Genomic DNA, 17,718 nt, shown 5'->3' with positions numbered 1-17,718 from the left:
AGCAGCGCGTAATAGTCATACAGGGCGCCCACGTTGCGGCAGGCCGGCGCGCCGAAGCCGGTGCGCGCGCCCACCCCGCAGCCGCACGTAGCCGTCGGCGCCGCTTGGCGCATAGGACGCGATGTCGAGGTGGTCGCTGCACAGCTGCAGCATGCGCTGAGCGACGCTGCCGGCGGTGATGGTGTCCTCATCGCGCCCGGCGCCGGGACGGTGGCAGGGCAGCACGCGCTCCGGCGCGGCGGCCAGGACCGCTCCCAGCATCCGGCGCAGCTGCCCGAACTCCTGGTCCGGCGCGCCGAAGGGAAAGGCCATGCAGACCGTGCCCAGCCCGGCGGCGCGCGCGGCCGCGACCTGCGCTTCCAGCTGGCCGGCATGGGTGCCGGCGGCATCGAGCTCGAAGCGGATGCGGCTGAACCCCTGCGCGCGCAGGCGCGCCAGGCGCCCGGGCGTGACGCCGCCCGGGTCGATGGTGGCCTCGTGTTCGGCCGTGTCGCCGTCGAGGAAGCGGAACTGCCGGCGCAGGTGCGCCAGCAGGGGATCCAGCCGGCACTCCGGCAGCTGGCTGGCGCCGGCCCCTTCGAAGCTCAGTTGCCGGATCGTGCTCACGCCGGCCAGCAGCACCGCGTGCATCGCCGCTTCGCGCTTCAGGTAGCCGAGATAGGTGTCGAGGGCGCCGTCGGGATCGGCGTCGCCGGCGAACGAGGGAATGTGCAGGCGCAGCGCGAGCGGGCGGGCGTCGCGCAGGGGGAAGCGGGCGACCGCGGCCAGGTAGTTGAGCCACGCCGGTGACGGTGCGGTGACATGGGGATCGGCGTGCATGATCGCTTCCAGGGAAATCGCGCTTTGCGAAATTGCAAAGCGCTCGACTCAGCATCAGTGTAGGAAGCGGATTCAGCGGTCATTTGATTTGTATCAAACGACTGAAGCGCCGTGCATGTACCCGACGCGGCCCGTCTCAGCTGCCCTTGCCGAACTTGAACACCGACAGGGCCTGCACCAGTTGGGCGGCCTCGTCGGCCACCTGGTTCGAGGCGTTGGCCGATTCCTCGACCAGGGCCGCGTTCTCGCGCGTGATCCCGTCCAGCGCGGCCATCGCGGCATTCACCTGGGCGATGTCGAGGCCCTGCTCGCGGCTGGCGCCGGTGATGCCGTGCATGATGGCGGCGGCTTCGCGCACCGAGTCGACCACCTCGCGCATGGTCTGGCCGGCGTCGCCCACCAGGGCATTGCCGGCGCCGACGTGCTGCACCGAGGCTTCGATCAGCGCCTTGATTTCCCTGGCCGCGGCGGCCGAGCGCTGCGCCAGGCTGCGCACCTCGCCCGCGACCACCGCGAAGCCGCGGCCCTGCTCGCCGGCGCGCGCCGCTTCCACCGCGGCGTTGAGGGCCAGGATATTGGTCTGGAAGGCGATGCCGTCGATCAGGCCGATGATGTCGACGATGCGGGTGGCCGAGGCGCTGATCTGCTCCATGGTGGCGCCGACCCGGGTCACCGCCTGGCCGCCGCTGCCGGCCACGCTGGACGCCGCCTCGACCATGCCGTCGGCGCGCACCGCGCTCTCGAGGTTGTGGCCGGCCGCCTGGGCGATCTGGGCCAGGCTCGTAGCCGTCTGCTCCAGACTGGCGGCCTGGGCTTCGGTGCGGCTGGCGAGGTCGCCGTTGCCGGCCGCGATTTCGCGCGTCGCGTGCTCGATCGAGGCCACGTTGCGGCGCACGTCGCCGACGATGGCGGTGAGGTTGACGTTCAGCTGGCGCAGCGCGAGCTGCAGTCGGCCGATCTCGTCGTCGCGCCCCGCCTCGACCGGGTGCGACAGGTCGCCGCCGGCCAGCGCGTAGACGGCGGCGGTGGCGTCGCGCAGCGGACGCGCGATGCTGCGCTGCAGTTCGGCCCAGGCCGCGAGGGTGGCGGCCACGCCGATGCCGGACAGGATTTTCCACACCAGGCCGTCGGCGGCGACGCCGAGCGCCGTTATCAGGAGCGACTGGCTGGCCATCATGATGCCGAGGCGCCGCGCCAGCGGCAGGCGGCGCAGGCGGTTCAGGCGCTCGCGCCAGCCGGTGCGCACGGCGGCGCCGCGCCGGATCGCCACGCCCTTGGCCTCGCCGGCGCGGATCTGCCGGTACAGCTCGCTGGCGGTCTTGACCTGCTCGCGCGTGGGCGCGGTGCGCACCGACATGTAGCCGGTCACGCGCCCGCCTTCCTTGACCGGCACCACGTTCGCCACCACCCAGTAGAAGTCGCCGTTCTTGCGCCGGTTCTTGACCAGGCCGGTCCAGGGCTCGCCCGCCTGCAGGGTCGTCCACAGGTCGGCGAAGGCTTCCGGCGGCATGTCCGGATGGCGCACGATATTGTGCGCCTTGCCGAGCAGCTCGGCTTCGCTGAAGCCGCTGGCTTCGACGAAGCTCGGGTTCACATAGACGATGCGGCCCTTGGTATCGGTCTTCGAGACGATGGACTGGCCTTCTTTTAATACGTATTCGATGCCGGTCACCGGAAGATTGCTTCTCACTACGACTCTCCTTTGTTTCTCATGGGCAAATTTTAACGCCCGACGATAGGCAGGAGAATGGGACTTTTTGACATGGATCAAAAATTGGAAGAATCGTCCCGGATTTTTCTCCTGACTTAGTTGATTTACATCACTGTTGATTCGTGTACTCTGTGAGATATGGACAACCTGACACATTCCCTCGTCGGCCTCGCCCTGGGCGAACTGGTCGACCGCGCCCTGCCCGCCCCCAGCGATCCGGCGCGCGGGCGGACCCGTCGCCGCCTGCTGCTGGCGACCGGCCTGCTGGCCAGTAATTTCCCCGATCTCGACCTGGTGCTGACGCCGCTGCTGCCGGCGCCGCTCGGCTACCTGATCCACCATCGCGGCCATACCCATACCCTGCTGTACGCCCTGCCCCAGGTGGCCCTGCTGCTGGCGATGCTGTGGCTGCTGTGGCCAGGCGCGCGGCGCCTGGTGAGGGAGGATGGGCGGACGCGCCGCGCCGTCGTCGCTACCGCACTGCTCGGCATGGTGCTGCACCTGTCCTTCGACGCGCTCAATGTGTATGGCGTGCATCCCTTCCACCCCTTCGATTCGCGCTGGCTGTATGGCGACCTGGTGTTCATCGTCGAACCGGTGTTCTGGACGGCGCTCGGGGTGGCCGTGGCCTTGCCGCGCGGGCCGCGCCTGCGCTGGCCGCTGCTGGCTTTCTTCGCGGCGACGCCGCTGGTGTTTACCTGGCTCGGCTTCCTGCAGTGGGGCTCGCTCGCCCTGCTGGCGGCGATCGGCCTGGCGGTCGGGGCCGCCCACCATCGCTGCGGCGGACGTGCGGGGCTGCTGACTGCGTGTGCGCTGTGCCTCGGTTTCGTCGGCGTGCAGGGCCTGGCCGGCGTGCAGGCGCGCGCGCAGGTCCGCGCCGCGCTGGCGCAGCTGGCGCCGGGGGCGCGCGTGTTCGACATTCCGCTGTCGTCGTTCCCGGCCAATCCGCTGTGCTGGTCGTTTGCCACCGTGAGCGAGGATGCGGCGGGCGGCAATGGACCGGGCAACTATGCCGTGCGGGTCGGCGTGCTCAGCCTGGCGCCCGGATTGAGCCCGGTGGCCAGCTGCCCGGTGCGTTTCGGCGGCCAGCCCGGCAGCGAGCAGCCTGCGCTGGCATGGAAGTTCAGCCAGACCCGCAGCGTGGCCGAGTTCCGCGCCCTGCAGCGCGATAACTGCCACTTCGACGCCTGGCTGCGCTTCGCCCGCGTGCCCGCGCTCGCAGGCGGTGTGGCGACCGACGTGCGCTTCGGCGCGCCGGACCAGCCGAACTTCTCGACCCTGCCCTATGCCGAACGGCAGGGCGCGCCCTGCCCGGCGCCGCTGCCAGGCTGGGGCTATCCGCGCGCCGACCTGCTTGGCTGGGACCGGCCCGGATGAAACGGCGGCGGCAGGCGGGCGGCGCCGCGCCGCTGCGGCTATACTGCCGCAATGGACCCCGACCTGCCCCTGCCCGCCACCGCCTGCTACTGCTCCTCGCTGCGCCAGGCCTCGCGCTACGTCACCTCCTTCTACGACCAGATGCTGTCCGGCTCCGGCCTGCGCGTGACCCAGTTCGCGATCCTGTCGCGCCTGCGCAGCCGCCCGGCCACCGTCAGCCGCCTGGCCCAGGGCATGGTCATGGACCGCACTACCCTGGCGCGCAACCTGCAGCCGCTGGTGCGCGCCGAACTGGTGGCCGTGCGGCCCAGCGAGCAGGACCGGCGCGAGCGCGTGGTCGAGCTCACCGCGCTGGGACGCGCCAAGGTCGAAGAGATCCTGCCGGCCTGGCGCCGCGCCCAGGCGCGCTTTGACGAACAGTTCGGCGCCGACCGCGGCGCCCAGCTGCTCGCCACCATGCGCGCCGTGGTCGACAGCGGCCTGCACGCCCCTGGCGAACTGCCCGCCGTGCAGGAATGAACCGGGCTCGGGAATGCTCCCCGCCGCCAATGTTGCGTACAATGCGCGGTTTCGCCTATCCGGAACCGATGTGAGCATGCATGCCTTTCTCTCCAACGGCGGCGCCGCCGGCGCCCGCATCGCGGCCCGCGACTGGACACGCCACCCGCTCGGCCCGATCGACGCCTGGCCGGCGGCCCTGCGCACCTCGCTCGGCCTGATCCTGGGCTCGTCCTTCCCGACCTTCCTGGCCTGGGGCCCGGACCTGGCGCTGATCTACAACGACGCCTACGAACCCCTGCTCGGCATGAAGGCCGACGACGCGCTCGGCCGCCCGCTGCCGGATGTGTGGGCCGAGGCCTGGGACTCCGTCGGCCCCTACGCGCGGCGCGTGATGGCCGGCGAGTCCTTCTTCTTCGAGAATTTCGCGACCCGGCTCGAGCGCCACGGTTATCCGGAACAGGCCTGGTTCACCTTCTCCTACAGTCCGGCGCGCGACGAGACCGGGGCGGTGTGCGGCGTGATGTGCACCGTGATCGAAGTCACCGACAAGCTGCGCGCGCTGGCCCGACACAAGGAGGCCGAGGAGCGCCTCGCGCTGTCGCTCGAAGCCTCGGGCAATATCGGCACCTGGTCCTACGATCTCGGCACCGCCGCCACCCACGTCGACGAACGCTTCGCGCGCCTGTTCCAGGTCGACGCGGCCCTGGCGCGCGACGGCACCGAGCTGACCCGCTTCACCGACATGATCCATCCGGCCGACCGGCCGCGCGTGCTGGCCGCGATCGACCACGCGATCCTGACCGAGACCCTGTACGATGTGGAGTACCGCATTCCGCAACTCTCGGGCGTGGACGTGTGGGTCAATGCGCGCGGCAAGGTGTTCGCCGACCCCGAGACCGGCGCGCGCCGCTTCGCCGGCATCGCGGTCGACATCACCGAGCGCAAGCGCGCCGAACAGGCCCAGGCGGCGGCCGAGCGCGCGATGCAGGTCAGCGAAGCGAAGTTCCGCCTGATCGCGAATGCGATCCCGCAGCTGGTGTGGTCGGCCGGCCCGGACGGCGTCAACGATTACCTCAACTCGCGCTGGCACGAATTCACCGGCCTGCTTGAAGAGCGGATCGGCGGCAACGGCTGGCTCGCCCTGGTCCACCCCGACGACCTGCCGCTGCTGGAAGCGCGCTGGCGCGCCAGCCTCGCCAGCGGCGCGCCCTACGAGGTCGAGCACCGCATGCGCGATCGCCATGGCGAATTCCGCTAGATGCTGAACCGCGCCGAAGCCTGGCTCGACGAAGCCGGCCGGCCCACGCGCTGGATGGGCGCCCTCACCGACATTCACGACAACAAGACCGGCGAGGAAGAGCTGCGCGCCCAGGCGCGGCGCAAGGACGAGTTCCTGGCGATGCTGGCGCACGAGCTGCGCAACCCGCTGGCGCCGATCAGCAACGCGGCTCAGCTGCTGTCGATGACCGCCCACGACCCGCAGCGGGTGCGCCAGTCGAGCGAGGTGATCGTCCGCCAGGTGCGCCACATGACGTCGCTGGTGGACGACCTGCTCGACGTCTCGCGGGTGACCCGCGGCCTGGTCGAACTCGAACGCGAGCGGGTCGACCTGTGCCTGGTGGCGGCCAGCGCGGTCGAACAGGCGCGCCCCCTGATCGACGCGCGCCGTCACCACCTGGTGGTGCATTACGGGCCGGCGCGGGCCTGGATCCTGGGCGACCGCATCCGCCTGGTGCAGGTGCTGGTCAACCTGCTCAACAACGCCGCCAAGTACACCGCCCAGGGCGGCACCATCGTGCTCGCGGTCGAGGCGCACGGCGACAGCGTGACGGTCTCGGTGCGCGACGACGGCATCGGCATCGACCGCGCCATGCTGCCGCACGTGTTCGGGCTGTTCACGCAAGCCGAGCGCACGCCGGACCGTTCGCAGGGCGGGCTGGGACTGGGACTGGCGCTGGTGCACAGCCTGGTGCAGCTGCATGGCGGCCGGGTCGAGGCGCATAGCGAGGGGCTGGGCAAGGGCAGCTGTTTCGCGGTTACCTTGCCGAGCGTGGCGGCGCCGGCGGATGCGCAGGGCGAGGAGCTGCCGGTCCGCGCTTCCGGCGCGGGGCCGGCGCGGCGCATCCTGGTGGTGGACGATAACGTCGACGCCGCGCTGTCGCTGGCCGACGTACTACGCTCGCTGGGCCATACGGTCGCCACCGCGCACGGCTCGCGCGCCGCGCTGGCGCTGGCCGAAGCCGACTGGCCGGACGTCTTCATCCTCGACATCGGCCTGCCCGACATCGACGGCTACACGCTGGCGCGGCGCCTGCAGGAACTGGGAGATGCGCGGCCGGCGCGCTATCTGGCGCTGACCGGCTATGGTCAGGCTCACGACCGCGTGCTGGCGCGCGGCGCGGGGTTCGATCATCACTTCGTCAAGCCGGTTAATCTGGAGGCGCTGGTGGAGGCGATCGGGGACACGCTGTCCGGGCACGGTGTCTGAACTGCCGCCGGGAGTTTCGGGCCAGGCTGTCGACGATTCTTGAAGTGGTCCCAAGGTGGAAACGACGCATCTGGGCGGATTCCCAGACAGCGTCACGCCAAGCTAATCCAGCGTCCAGACGTATTGGAGTAATACCCATTCCTTCTCAAGCTGGCCATCTTGCGGCGCTACAGCAAGCTTGCATCGAGCAGTAGCCTCCAAGGCAGCTTTGTCTTGCATTTTGTGCCCACTCGACTTGACGATCTCTTTATCGAGCACAGTGCCATCAGTGTCAATCAGGAACTTCATTGTCACCGTTCCAGTCATCTGTCTCTCAATCGCTTCGCGGGACCACGCCGGTCTCTTGCAGGGCATGACTGGCATTGCTGAGCGAAGTTTGGGGAGCGCATCAGCCTGCTCAGACGCGGTACTGTTGGGTGAGGTGTCTGTTTGTGCTTTGCAGGGAAGCGCAACGATCGCGGCAGTGACTACGAAGCAAGATAGGCTTCGATACAGAGTGGCCTGCATACTACTTTGCGTGTTAGAGACTTGATACATCAGGTGGTTTCCTACATAGCAACTTCGATGGCGATGAGCCAAGCATAGCAGGTCTCCTTCGCTCAATAAGCGCGGACTGTCACAAAGGACAGCAAGCTCCCCAGAGCGGACTTTGGCTTCCAGGCGAGAGACTGATTGGCGCTTTGGTTCCTATAGGCTAGTCGGATCGTTTTCAGTGTCTCTACCGGTTGACAAATTCATTCCTGTGAAAGCAGCCCGGTTGCGCCCGACGAATTCTTCAAGTTTTTCATAGGGCACCTCGTCGCCGCATGCCTTATTACTGAGAAGCGCAAAATCATGGGTCTCGTTATCCCTGATTGAACCCATCCACAGTCGCCGCTGCGCTTCATGCAGGTGCGGGTCGGGAAACGGAAACATATCAGCCGCATCCTCGATACATGCGGCTACCGTATCAGCTCCGATTTGGCGAAACGCTTCAACAAACATCGAATACGGCGGATTGTGTGGAAAGTCGTTTTCGAAAAAGTATTCGAGGCCGCCGTTATCGATGATGCCTTGAGCTGCAGTAACGATGACAACGGTTCGCATAGGTTCAGACAAGCGTGCGGCGTTCCCGTCGAATTCCCGAAGGAACGTTTGGGAGTAATCAATCGCTTTATCGAAGAAGGATTGAATCACGCATGAACTCCTAGCGATTTCGTCGGACATTGGCACCGGCGAAACCAACGTATCCAGTGACTGGCGCATGGGTCGACCCGGTTAGCCCGTCGATCTCAACGTCTGCTATTGGCGCGAATCCGCCCGTCTGACTCGGCATAGCAAGTTGCCGAGATAAGAAATCGCAGGCTCTCGAGACCCGCGGCTATCGACGCTTTGTGAACTGTCGTGGTACCGGTCCGCCAAACCTCAGTCATAAACGGAAAGCTTGACTGATGCCCCATCCGGTAAACCGGCAATTTGCTGGGCAAGATGACCGGAGGCTCTGATGAGTTCATCGAACGCGATCGTGCCGAGGTTATCTCCGCCGTACTCACCGCCGAGTACTCCAGGGATCTTCAGGCAGTATTTTCGCCCTGGAGCTAACGCGCCGAACCGTTGAAAAGCCTGGTCTACCAAATCTCGCATATACCAGTCATACAGGAACTCCTGGTTCGTGGCCAAGCCATCCAGTTCTTCTCGACCGCTCGCTACAACCTCGCAATAAAGATCTTCCGGGCATAGACGCCAGTACTGCCCGCGCACGTCTCTCAAGATCAGGTTGCCGAATTCGTTGTCATCCATGATGTCGACCTGCTCGATGCCTACCCATCCCCAAGCGCTTCGGACCTCGTCAAGTAACTGCACGCTTCGCCCCCCAATCACGCATTCCATATGCCCGCTCCGGTGCCGATAGCTGACAGTCAGTTTTGGCTCACTGTACGAGCTTGACGGTGGGAGGACAAGCCCCCCAGTTGCTTTGGGGTCTTACGGCACCGTTGATTAGTCGAAGGATGCGCCACACAAGCGTGCCAGCAGCGCATCGATCTCATCCAGCCCGGCCGGCTTGGTGAGATGCGCATCGAACCCCGCAGCCAGTGCTTCACTGCGGTCATGTTCCGCCCCCCACCCGGTGTGCGCGGCCAGCAGCGCGCCGTCCAGGTGCGGCATGGCCCGCACCGCGCGCGCCACCTCATAGCCGGACAGGCCCGGCATCCCCACATCCAGGATCAGCAATGCGAAAGAATCCGCGCGCGCACTGGCCAGCGCCTCCTCGCCATCGTGCGCCAGCGTCACCTGGTGGCCGCGCGCCGTGAGCACCGCGGCCAGCATGGTGGCCGCATCGACGTTGTCGTCGGCCACCAGGATGCGCAGGCCGCTTTCCACGGGCGTCGCCTCGCCGCGCTCCGATCCGTCAGGACGTGCGGCAGGCGCGGTCGCCAGGCTCGCCAGCGGCAGGCGCAGCGTGAAGGTGCTGCCCTGCCCTGCGCCGGCGCTGGCCGCCGTGATGGTCCCGCCATGCATCTGCACCAGGCTGCGCACCAGCGCCAGCCCGATGCCGAGGCCGCCCTGGGCGCGGCCGATGTTCTGCGAGACCTGGCTGAACATCTCGAACACGCTCTCCAGCGCATCCGGCGGAATCCCGATGCCGCTGTCGCGCACCTCGATCACGGCGTCGCCGCCCTCGCGCCGCGCCGCAAGCGCGATGCGGCCGCCGCCGGGCGTGTACTTGCAGGCATTGGTGAGCAGGTTGGCCAGCACCTGCGCCAGGCGGGTCGGGTCGGCGTCGAGCCACAGCGGCTCTTCCGGCAACGCCACCGCGAGATCGTGGCCGGCCGCCTCCACCATCGGCATCACGCCCTCGATGGCGGCGCCGACGATTGTGCCCAGCGCCACCCGTTCGCGCTTGAGTTCGATCTTGCCGCTGTCGATGCGCGCGATGTCCATCAGGTCGTCGATCAGGTGCACCATCTGGCGCAGCTGGCGGTCCATCATGGCGCGTGCGCGGCCCAATGCCTCCTGGCTCGCGCCGGGCAGCTGCATCAGGTCCAGGCCCGTGCGCAGCGGCGCCAGCGGATTGCGCAGTTCGTGCGCGAGGGTGGCCAGGAAGCGCGTCTTGCGGCCGTTGGCGTCGAGCAGGTCGACGGTGGCCTGGCGCAGGCGCTCCTCGGCCAGCTTGCGTTCGGTGATGTCGCGGCTGACCGTGGCGTAGCCTTCCGGCCGGCCGTCGGCATCGCGAATCACGTAAACGGTATAAATCATCCAGACCGGCTCGCCGCTCCGGAAGTGGCGCATCCGGACCTCGGTCTCGGCGTGGCCTTCGCGCGCCACGCGCGGCAGGAATTCGTCGCGGATGAAGGCGCGGTCTTCGGGATAGAAGAATTCCTGCACCGGCGTGTTCAGGGCTTCCTCGTAGGACCTTGCGCCCACCAGGCGCAGCGCGGCCTGGTTCAGGAAGAAGGGTTTCAGGTCGAGGCCGGCCATGCCGATGAAGTCCTCGCTGCGCTCGGCCAGCGAGACGAAGCGCTGGCGATCCAGTTCAGCCTGGCGGCGGTCGTGGATGTCTGTGGTGGTGCCGACCCATTCGCGGATCGCGCCGTCCTCGTTAAAGATCGGCACCGCGCGCGCGGCGGTCCAGCGGTATTCGCCGCCGAGCGCGCGCACGCGCTGCTCGGCCTCGTAGACGCGGCCCTCGGCCATGCAGCGGCGCCAGTGGGCCAGGCAGGCCGCGCGGTCGTCCGGATGCACGGCGTCGGTCCAGCCGAAGCCGCGCCATTCTTCATAGGTCTGGCCGGTGTAGGCGCGCCAGGTCGGCGAGTCGGCTTCCATCGATCCGTCCGGGCCGCAATGCCAGACCACCTGGGTCGAGGCTTCGATCAGCGAGCGGAAGCGCTGCTCGTTGCGGCTGATCGCTTCTTCCGCCAGTTCGCGCTCGGTGACGTCGCGCGTGGTGCCGGCCACCGCCTCGACCTCGCCGTCGGGGCCGATCACCGGCACGAAGATGTATTCGTACATGCGGCGCCCGAAAGTGCCGTTGAAGGGCACGGTGCCCTTGATCGGCTTCCTGGTGGCCTTGACCTGCTCGATCTCGCGGCCATGCATCTCGGCGTGCCAGTCGGGATAGCCGAGCTCCAGGCAGTTCTTGCCGATCGCCTCATCCCAGGTCTTGCCCCACATCTGCAGCAGCACCGCGTTGGCGTAGGTGAAGCGGTGATCGAGGTCGAACACATAGGCCAGGTCGGGCGAATTCGACAGGAAGGTTTCGTACAGGCGGCGGCGCTGTTCGGAGGTGCGGCTGACCTCCTGCAGCGCGACGTCGCTGCGGCCCTTGGCGGCGGCCAGCTCGCGCTCGGCGCGGCGGCGCTCCGCGACTTCTTCCTCGAGGCGCAGGTTCAGGGTCTGCAGGGCGAGGCGGTTCTGGTGTTCTTCGGTGACGTCGGTGCAGACCACCAGCACGCCCTGGATGCCGCCGTCGTCCTCGATCGGGCTGAAGCCGTAGGTCCACCAGGCGTCGCGCAGCATGCCGTCGCGCAGCAGCGGCACCAGTTTGCGTTCGTGCCAGGTGGCGGGGCCGCCCGCCAGGATGTCCTCGATCTCCGGCCCGATGATCGGCCAGGCTTCGGTCCAGCAGTCGCGGCCACGCGCGCCGAGCGCGGCGGGGTGGCGGGCGCCGTCCATGGTGGCGCGGTAGGCGTCGTTGTAGAACTGGACCAGCTCCGGGCCCCAGAACAGGAACATCGGGTGGCGCGCGCCCAGCATCAGGCGCACGGTGTGCTTCAATGCCGGCGGCCAGCCGGCGGGCGTGCCCAGCGGCGACGCATGCCAGTCGCGGGCGCGCATCAGGGCGCCCATTTCGCCGCCGCCGGACAGGAAGGCGGTGGACATGAAGGTGTCGCATTCTCCAGATAGCATGGGCGAAGCCGGGTCAGGGAGGGTGGCGGGCAGTATAACCGGGGCGCCGGGAAAGCTTGCGCTCCCGATAGAAAATCCTTCGAAGCCGTTACCGGAGGAAACGAAAATTTCGCCCGTTACGGTTTGGAACAATTTCGAATCGTGCAGACACTCAGCCGGGATTAGGATTTTGCTTATGAACTTCAGCTTCTCAACCCCACACAAAGGTGCCTGCCTGGTGAAGCTCTGGGCCAGCGGGCGTTACGGTTTTTCGCTGCCGAAGAAGGTCGAGATCACCGGTCCCGACGGCGTCACGGTGACCTTCGTGCATCGCAGCCGGAAAGTCGGGATCAAATCCGAACTCACCAACCGCACGCTGGTCAGAATCGCTATCGCCCAGTACCTGGCGGCGGCCGGCGGCGAGCCCGCCTTGCCGGAAGTGGAGATCGACGACGGGGCCACGCCCTTCGCCGGCACGCTGACGCAGATCCGGCCGGTCGCGCCGCCACCGCCGCCGCCGCGGGTCCGGCCATCGCGCGTGATGCCGCGCGCGGCGGTCAAGGAAGCGGCTTGAAGAACCCGAACGACACCCGACACGCGACACGAGGACAACCATGCGAATCACCTTCACGCCCGGCCAGGTGGCCATGCTGATCGAACGCGGCGAGCGCCAGCTCGAACAGATCGTCACGGATTCGGTGCGCCTGGACGGCCCGGGGCGCAACATCGCGCGCTCGTGCCACCACGCGCTGCACGAGACCGTGGTGACCCTGACCCGCCTCTACCGCGAGCAGGTCGAGGGCGGCGCGCCGGTCGCCACCCGCATCGCGCGCGCCTACGCCAAGGGCACCGATGCGCAGTCGGGGGCCCCGACCATCGCCTGCGTGCGCACCATCCAGTCGCTACTGCGGGAGGCGCCTGTCGTGAGCCCGACCGCAGCGCCGGCCCCGGCTCCCGATACAACCGGCGCCTCCACGACGGCGCCGGTCGCCGATTGCCGCACCTGAACCTCCGTCAGGCGCCGGTGCAGCGCCTGCGCTGACGGCGGTCGATCCTCGATGCAGGCCGCACGGCGCGGCCTGCGATGGCGAACCCGTCTTGCGTGTCAGGCGACGCCGAGCCTGCGCGCACGGGTATTGCCGCCCACGCCCACCGCGGTAGCGATCGCCAGCGCCTGGAACAGCGCCACGCCCGCGAACACCCAGCCCGGGTGGCCCGCATCCATCACCAGCCCGAACAGCAGCGGACCGATCGCCAACCCGCTGTCCAGGCCCGAATACACCACGCCATACACGCGGCCGGTGGCGCCGGCCGGCGCCGCGGCGCGGATCATCAGGTCGCGCGAGGGGCCGGCCACGCCCGAGCACAGGCCGATCAGCGCCATCAGCGGCAGCGCCATCCAGGCCGGACCGGCGCCCGCCGCCAACACCAGCGCCAGCAGCGCCGCCGCCGAAAAGGCCAGCGCCACGATGCGGTCATGGTGCTGGCTGCCTGCGCCGAGGAAGCCGCCCGCGACCATGCCCAGCGCCGAGGCCAGCATGTAGGCGGTGTAGGAGCTGGTGGCCAGCACGTGCGAGATGCCGTACAACGATTCAAGACTGATGGTCGAGAAGGCCTGGATGCCGCCCAGGGCGACGGCGGTCAGGAGGAAGAAGCCGAAGCACAGCCACACCGCGCGCAGCCTGAGGAAGCCGAGCGTGTCGCCGCCCGCGCCGGCTTGATGGCGGACGATCGGGTCCGGATACAGCGCGTGGCGGTTCAGCACCAGGAGCAGCAGCACCGCCACCGGCAACGCCGCCGCGCACAACAGCGCCACGCGCCAGCCCTGGCTGGCCGCGATGGTCGCCAGGAACAGCGGCGAGGCGGCCCAGCCGATGTTCCCGCTGATGCCGTGCACCGAGAAACCGTGCGCCAGCCGCGGGCGCGAGACGCGCTGGTTCAGCAAGGTGTAGTCGGCCGGGTGGAACACCGAGTTGCCGACGCCGGCGAGGAAGGCGCCCACTGCGAGCCCCGCGTAGCCGCCGGCCTGCGACAGCACCAGCGCGGAGACACCGAGCATCGCGATCCCCGAGAACAGCACGGCGCGCGCGCCGAAGCGGTCGACCACGAAGCCGGCCAGCGCCTGGCCGACGCCGGAGACGACGAAGAACACCGTCATCAGGAGGCCCAGCTCGGTGTAGCTGAGGTTGAAGGCGGGCTTCAGCCAGGGGATCAGGGCCGCCAGGATCAGGTGGTAGAAGTGCGATGTGCCGTGCGCCAGGCCGACCAGGCCGATCACGCGCGCATCCTGCCGCAAGCTGTTGTCGTCGTTTTTCATGCTCGTGCTGTTTGTCGAAAAGGCCAGTGTAAGCACGATCGCGCCGTCCGTTTTAAGATAGCGTGTCAAGATTTATCGAGAAACCGTCATGCGCACCCTTCCTCCCGCCGCCGGGCCGGGCCCGACCTGCGAACGCCCGGTCGGTCTTTCGGCACGCGACCTGCCGGCCGACGTCGTGGTCGGCGCCCACAGCCACGAGTGGGGCCAGCTGACCTATGCCGCCGACGGCATGCTGCGTGTGAGCGCGGACGGCGGCAGCTGGATCGTGCCGCCGCAGCGCGCGATCTGGATCGCCCCGCACGTCGAGCATGAAGTCACCTTGCTGGAAGCCGCGCGCCTGACGCCGCTGCGCGTGCACGCGACGCGCGCGCCCTTCCCGGGCGAGAACTGCCGCGTGGTGGAAGTCGGCGCCCTGCTGCGCGAACTGATCGCGGCGCTGGTGACCGGCGGCGACGGGCTGCCGGAACGGCGCGCGGCCCTGCTCGGGGAACTGATCCTCGACGAGCTGGCGCAGGCCCCGACCCGGCCGATCCGCGTGCCGCTGCCGCGCGACAAGCGCCTGCTGCACCTGTGCCGGGCGCTGATGGAAGCGCCGGGCGACAGCCGCACCCTGGGCGAATGGGCGCGCGCCGCCGGCGCGTCCGAACGCACGCTGGCGCGCCTGTTCGAGACGGAGCTGGGCATGAGCTTCGGCCAGTGGCGGCGCCAGGTGCGCCTGGCCCACGGCGCCTCGCTGATCGCGCGCGGCATGCCGCTGTGGCAGGTGGCCGAGCAGCTCGGCTACGCCAGCCAGTCGGCGTTCACGGCGATGTTCCGCAAGACCTTCGGCGCCCCGCCGTCCGCCTATTTCGCCGCCGGCTTAACGTAGGGTGGGCGGGCAATGCCCGGAATTGCCAGCCCACCCTACTAGAAGCTGATGACGAAGCGGGCGCCCTGGCCCTGCCCCAGCGGACGCGCGTAGCGCACCGTGCCGCCGTTGCCGTGGACCAGGTGCCGCACCATCGCCAGGCCAATTCCCCCGCCCTGCTTCTTGGTAGTGAAGAAGGGCGTGAAGATATGGGCCACCAGTTCCGGCGGCACCCCTGGCCCGTCGTCCGACACCTCGATGCGCAGCCGGCCGCCGCGCACCAGGCGCGCCGTGACGCGCGCGCCCGCCCCCGCGACCGCGCCGCTGGCCTCGAAGGCGTTCTTGAGCAGGTTGATCAGGGCCTGCTCCAGCTGGCCGGGATCGGCCACCAGCTCGAGCGAGGACGGCTCCACGGCGAACAGCACCTCGCCGCCGCGCGCACGCCAGCCGGGGCCGACCAGCGCGCGCACCCGTTCGAACAGGTCCTGCAGCACGATCCGCTCCGGCTGCGCGGCCGGCACGTTGGACAGGCTGCGGTAGCTGGCGACAAAGGCGGCCAGGCTGTCGGCGCGGCGGCTGATCGCATCCAGTGCCGTCACCAGGTCGTCGCCCACGTCCGGCGCCAGGCCCGGGCGGCACTCCTCGAGCATGGCGCGCGCGGTGCGCGACAGCGAGGCCACCGGGGTGAGCGAATTCATGATCTCGTGGGTCAGCACGTGCACCAGCTGGCGCCAGGCATCGAGCGCCGCCGCTTCCAGCTCGCTCTCGACCGGCATCAGGGCCGCCAGGCGCTGGCTGCTTCCCTGCAGCGCCAGCGTCGATACCGCCACCAGCGCACGCTCGACGCCGCGCTCGGTGTCGAAGGCGATCATGCCGCGGCCCTCGCCCGCCTGGGCGACCAGTTCCGCATACAGGCTGGACGGATCGCTGGCGCGGCCCGGCGCGACCAGCTTGCGCGCATTGCCGTTCAGGGGCGCCACCACCCCGCCTTCGATGCGAAACAGCGCGATCGGCGCATGCTCCAGGCGCGCTTCCAGGGCCTGGGCCTGGTCGACCAGGTGCTGCTGCTCGATCGTGAGCACCGCCTTCGTTTCCGGCGGCCTGGGGCGGCGCAGCATGGCCAGCCGCGTCGTACAGCGCATCAGTGCGAACAGCAGCGGCCAGGCCGCCAGGCCGCACAGCACCACCAGGCGCGGCGCGTCGTGGACCCGGCCGGCCAGGTAGCCGAGCAGCGCCGCACCCAGCGCGCACAAGAGTGCCGCCGTTTTCAGGCGCGCCTCAGAGGCCATGCTTTTCCATCTTGCGATACAGGGCGGCGCGGCTCAGGCCCAGCATGCGCGCCGCCATGCTGATATTGCCCTTGGCCTTGTCGAGGGCGGCGGCGATGGTGTCGCGTTCGCGCGCGCCGAGACGGAAGTCCTCCGGCTCGGCAGGCGCAGCGACAGTGGCGGTTGCAGGCGTGGCCAGGCCGAAGTCCTCGAAGTGGTATTCAAGCCCGGGCGCCAGGATCGCCGCCCGTTCGCAGGCATGGCGCAGCGCGCGCACGTTGCCGGGCCAGGACCAGGCGCACAGGCGCTCCTGCGTGTGCGGCGCCAGCTCGCGCACCGGCCGCCCGTACTGGCTTTCGTACAGCGACAGGTAGTGGTGCAGCAGCTGCGGGATGTCTTCCTGCCGTTCGCGCAGCGGCGGCACCCGCAGCACGATGGTGTTCAGGCGGAACAGCAGGTCGGGCCGGAACACGGACGGGTCGAACAGGCGCGCCTCGTCCAGGTTGGTGGCGCTCACCACGCGCACGTCGAGGCCCTCGGCGCGGTCGGCGCCGAGCGGGGTGACTTCGCGCCGTTCCAGCGCGGTCAGCAGCTTGGCCTGGGCGCCGAGCGGCATGTTGCCGATCTCGTCGAGGAACAGGGTGCCGCCGCGCGCCGCCTGGAAGCGTCCGGCGCGGTCGCTTCGCGCGTCGGTGAAGGAGCCTTTGCGGTGGCCGAACAGTTCGCTCTCGAAGGTCGCTTCCGGCAGCGCGCCCATGTCCACCGCGAGAAAGGTCGCGGGCGCGCGGCGCGAGGCCGCATGGATGGCGCGCGCCACCAATTCCTTGCCGACGCCGTTTTCGCCCAGCACCATGACGTTGGCCTCGGTCGGGGCGACGGCGGCGATCATCGACCTCAAGGCGTGCATCGGGCTGGAGTCGCCCATCAGCGGCGAGCCGTCCCCTGCCGCGGGCGCCGCCGCCTGGCGCGCCACGGCGCCGTCCACCGCCGCCACCAGCCGGTCGTTGTCCCAGGGCTTGGTGATGAAGTCGAGCGCGCCGCGCTTGATGGCCTCGACCGCGAGCGGCACGTCGGCGTAGGCGGTCAGCGCGATCACCGCCGGGGGCCGCGGCAGCGCGCGCAGGCGCGCCAGCACCGCCAGGCCCTCGAGGCCATCGATGCGTCCCGGCGTGAAGTTCAGGTCCAGCAGCACCACGTCCGGCCGGCTGGCGGCGAGCCGCGCATCGAGCTGCGCCGGGTCCCCCAGGGTCGCCACCCGCGCATGGCGCCGGCGCAGCAGCAGCTGGGCGGCGCAGGCGACGTCGTCGTCGTCGTCGAGGATCAGGATGGAAGCGGGCGATGGCGGCATGGAGCGCATTCTAGCAGCGCATCCGGCCGCGGTGGACAGGTCGCCGGACACCTGTCCGCTCCCGCACATGCATACCTGTCCGCTTCCGGACAGTTCGGTGCGAAACCGTGTCGGCAAGAGCCAGAAAGCGCGTGGCACGGAAGTTGCGATGAAGGAGGCATCGACACTTTGACACC

At 68.9% G+C, this 17,718-nt stretch carries 16 protein-coding genes; 7 read left to right on the top strand and 9 right to left on the bottom strand.

Features of this window, described 5'->3' with window-relative positions:
• Positions 1-15 precede the first annotated feature (15 nt).
• Entirely contained in the window at positions 16-819 is an 804-nt protein-coding gene (locus LQ564_RS19450; RefSeq protein WP_231059768.1) for a hypothetical protein, read from the bottom strand.
• A gap of 136 nt (positions 820-955) precedes the next feature.
• Positions 956-2,509 (bottom strand): methyl-accepting chemotaxis protein, encoded by a 1,554-nt coding sequence (locus tag LQ564_RS19445; RefSeq protein WP_231059767.1) that lies wholly within the window; start codon positions 2,507-2,509, stop codon positions 956-958.
• A 159-nt stretch (positions 2,510-2,668) separates the two neighbouring features.
• Here LQ564_RS19445 and LQ564_RS19440 point away from each other — a divergent pair, with 159 nt between their 5' ends.
• The 4 genes from LQ564_RS19440 to LQ564_RS19425 all read left to right on the top strand — a co-directional run bounded on the left by LQ564_RS19440 (position 2,669) and on the right by LQ564_RS19425 (position 6,896).
• Positions 2,669-3,907, top strand: coding sequence for a metal-dependent hydrolase (locus LQ564_RS19440; RefSeq protein ID WP_231059766.1), 1,239 nt, complete (start codon positions 2,669-2,671; stop codon positions 3,905-3,907).
• A 51-nt stretch (positions 3,908-3,958) separates the two neighbouring features.
• Positions 3,959-4,426, top strand: coding sequence for a MarR family winged helix-turn-helix transcriptional regulator (locus LQ564_RS19435; protein ID WP_231059765.1), 468 nt, complete (start codon positions 3,959-3,961; stop codon positions 4,424-4,426).
• A gap of 76 nt (positions 4,427-4,502) precedes the next feature.
• Positions 4,503-5,666, top strand: a complete 1,164-nt coding sequence (locus LQ564_RS19430; RefSeq protein WP_231059764.1) for a PAS domain-containing protein — start codon at positions 4,503-4,505, stop codon at positions 5,664-5,666.
• A complete protein-coding gene (locus LQ564_RS19425) occupies positions 5,667-6,896 on the top strand; it encodes a hybrid sensor histidine kinase/response regulator (protein ID WP_231059763.1) in 1,230 nt (409 codons plus the stop codon).
• Positions 6,897-6,998: 102 nt separating this feature from the next.
• Here the strand turns inward: LQ564_RS19425 and LQ564_RS19420 are convergent, their stop codons facing one another.
• From LQ564_RS19420 to LQ564_RS19405, 4 genes are all read right to left on the bottom strand, one after another.
• A complete protein-coding gene (locus LQ564_RS19420) occupies positions 6,999-7,250 on the bottom strand; it encodes an energy transducer TonB (protein ID WP_269143607.1) in 252 nt (83 codons plus the stop codon).
• A gap of 333 nt (positions 7,251-7,583) precedes the next feature.
• A complete protein-coding gene (locus LQ564_RS19415) occupies positions 7,584-8,072 on the bottom strand; it encodes a DMP19 family protein (protein ID WP_231059761.1) in 489 nt (162 codons plus the stop codon).
• 228 nt (positions 8,073-8,300) lie between these two features.
• Positions 8,301-8,675 (bottom strand): T6SS immunity protein Tdi1 domain-containing protein, encoded by a 375-nt coding sequence (locus LQ564_RS19410; protein WP_231059760.1) that lies wholly within the window; start codon positions 8,673-8,675, stop codon positions 8,301-8,303.
• A gap of 198 nt (positions 8,676-8,873) precedes the next feature.
• On the bottom strand, positions 8,874-11,756 hold the full coding sequence (locus tag LQ564_RS19405; protein WP_231059759.1) for a PAS domain S-box protein: 2,883 nt from the start codon (positions 11,754-11,756) through the stop codon (positions 8,874-8,876).
• Between the two features lie 202 nt (positions 11,757-11,958).
• Here LQ564_RS19405 and LQ564_RS19400 point away from each other — a divergent pair, with 202 nt between their 5' ends.
• A complete protein-coding gene (locus tag LQ564_RS19400) occupies positions 11,959-12,336 on the top strand; it encodes a hypothetical protein (RefSeq protein WP_231059758.1) in 378 nt (125 codons plus the stop codon).
• A gap of 40 nt (positions 12,337-12,376) precedes the next feature.
• Positions 12,377-12,769 (top strand): hypothetical protein, encoded by a 393-nt coding sequence (locus tag LQ564_RS19395; RefSeq protein ID WP_231059757.1) that lies wholly within the window; start codon positions 12,377-12,379, stop codon positions 12,767-12,769.
• Positions 12,770-12,867: 98 nt separating this feature from the next.
• Here LQ564_RS19395 and LQ564_RS19390 read toward each other — a convergent pair whose 3' ends face one another.
• Positions 12,868-14,079 (bottom strand): MFS transporter, encoded by a 1,212-nt coding sequence (locus LQ564_RS19390; protein WP_231059756.1) that lies wholly within the window; start codon positions 14,077-14,079, stop codon positions 12,868-12,870.
• 88 nt (positions 14,080-14,167) lie between these two features.
• Here LQ564_RS19390 and LQ564_RS19385 point away from each other — a divergent pair, with 88 nt between their 5' ends.
• Entirely contained in the window at positions 14,168-14,947 is a 780-nt protein-coding gene (locus tag LQ564_RS19385) for an AraC family transcriptional regulator (protein ID WP_231059755.1), read from the top strand.
• A 38-nt stretch (positions 14,948-14,985) separates the two neighbouring features.
• Here LQ564_RS19385 and LQ564_RS19380 read toward each other — a convergent pair whose 3' ends face one another.
• Entirely contained in the window at positions 14,986-16,215 is a 1,230-nt protein-coding gene (locus LQ564_RS19380) for a sensor histidine kinase (protein ID WP_231059754.1), read from the bottom strand.
• Complete coding sequence (locus LQ564_RS19375) at positions 16,205-17,542, bottom strand: sigma-54-dependent transcriptional regulator (RefSeq protein ID WP_231059753.1); 1,338 nt, start codon at positions 17,540-17,542, stop codon at positions 16,205-16,207. Before LQ564_RS19375 ends, LQ564_RS19380 begins: the two co-directional genes overlap by 11 nt.
• Positions 17,543-17,718 lie beyond the last annotated feature (176 nt).

The organism is Massilia phyllostachyos, from assembly GCF_021044825.1.
In the GTDB taxonomy this organism is placed as follows: domain Bacteria; phylum Pseudomonadota; class Gammaproteobacteria; order Burkholderiales; family Burkholderiaceae_D; genus Telluria; species Telluria phyllostachyos.
Note: the sequence above shows the minus strand (reverse complement) of the source record. Positions and strands in the feature narration are given on the sequence as shown.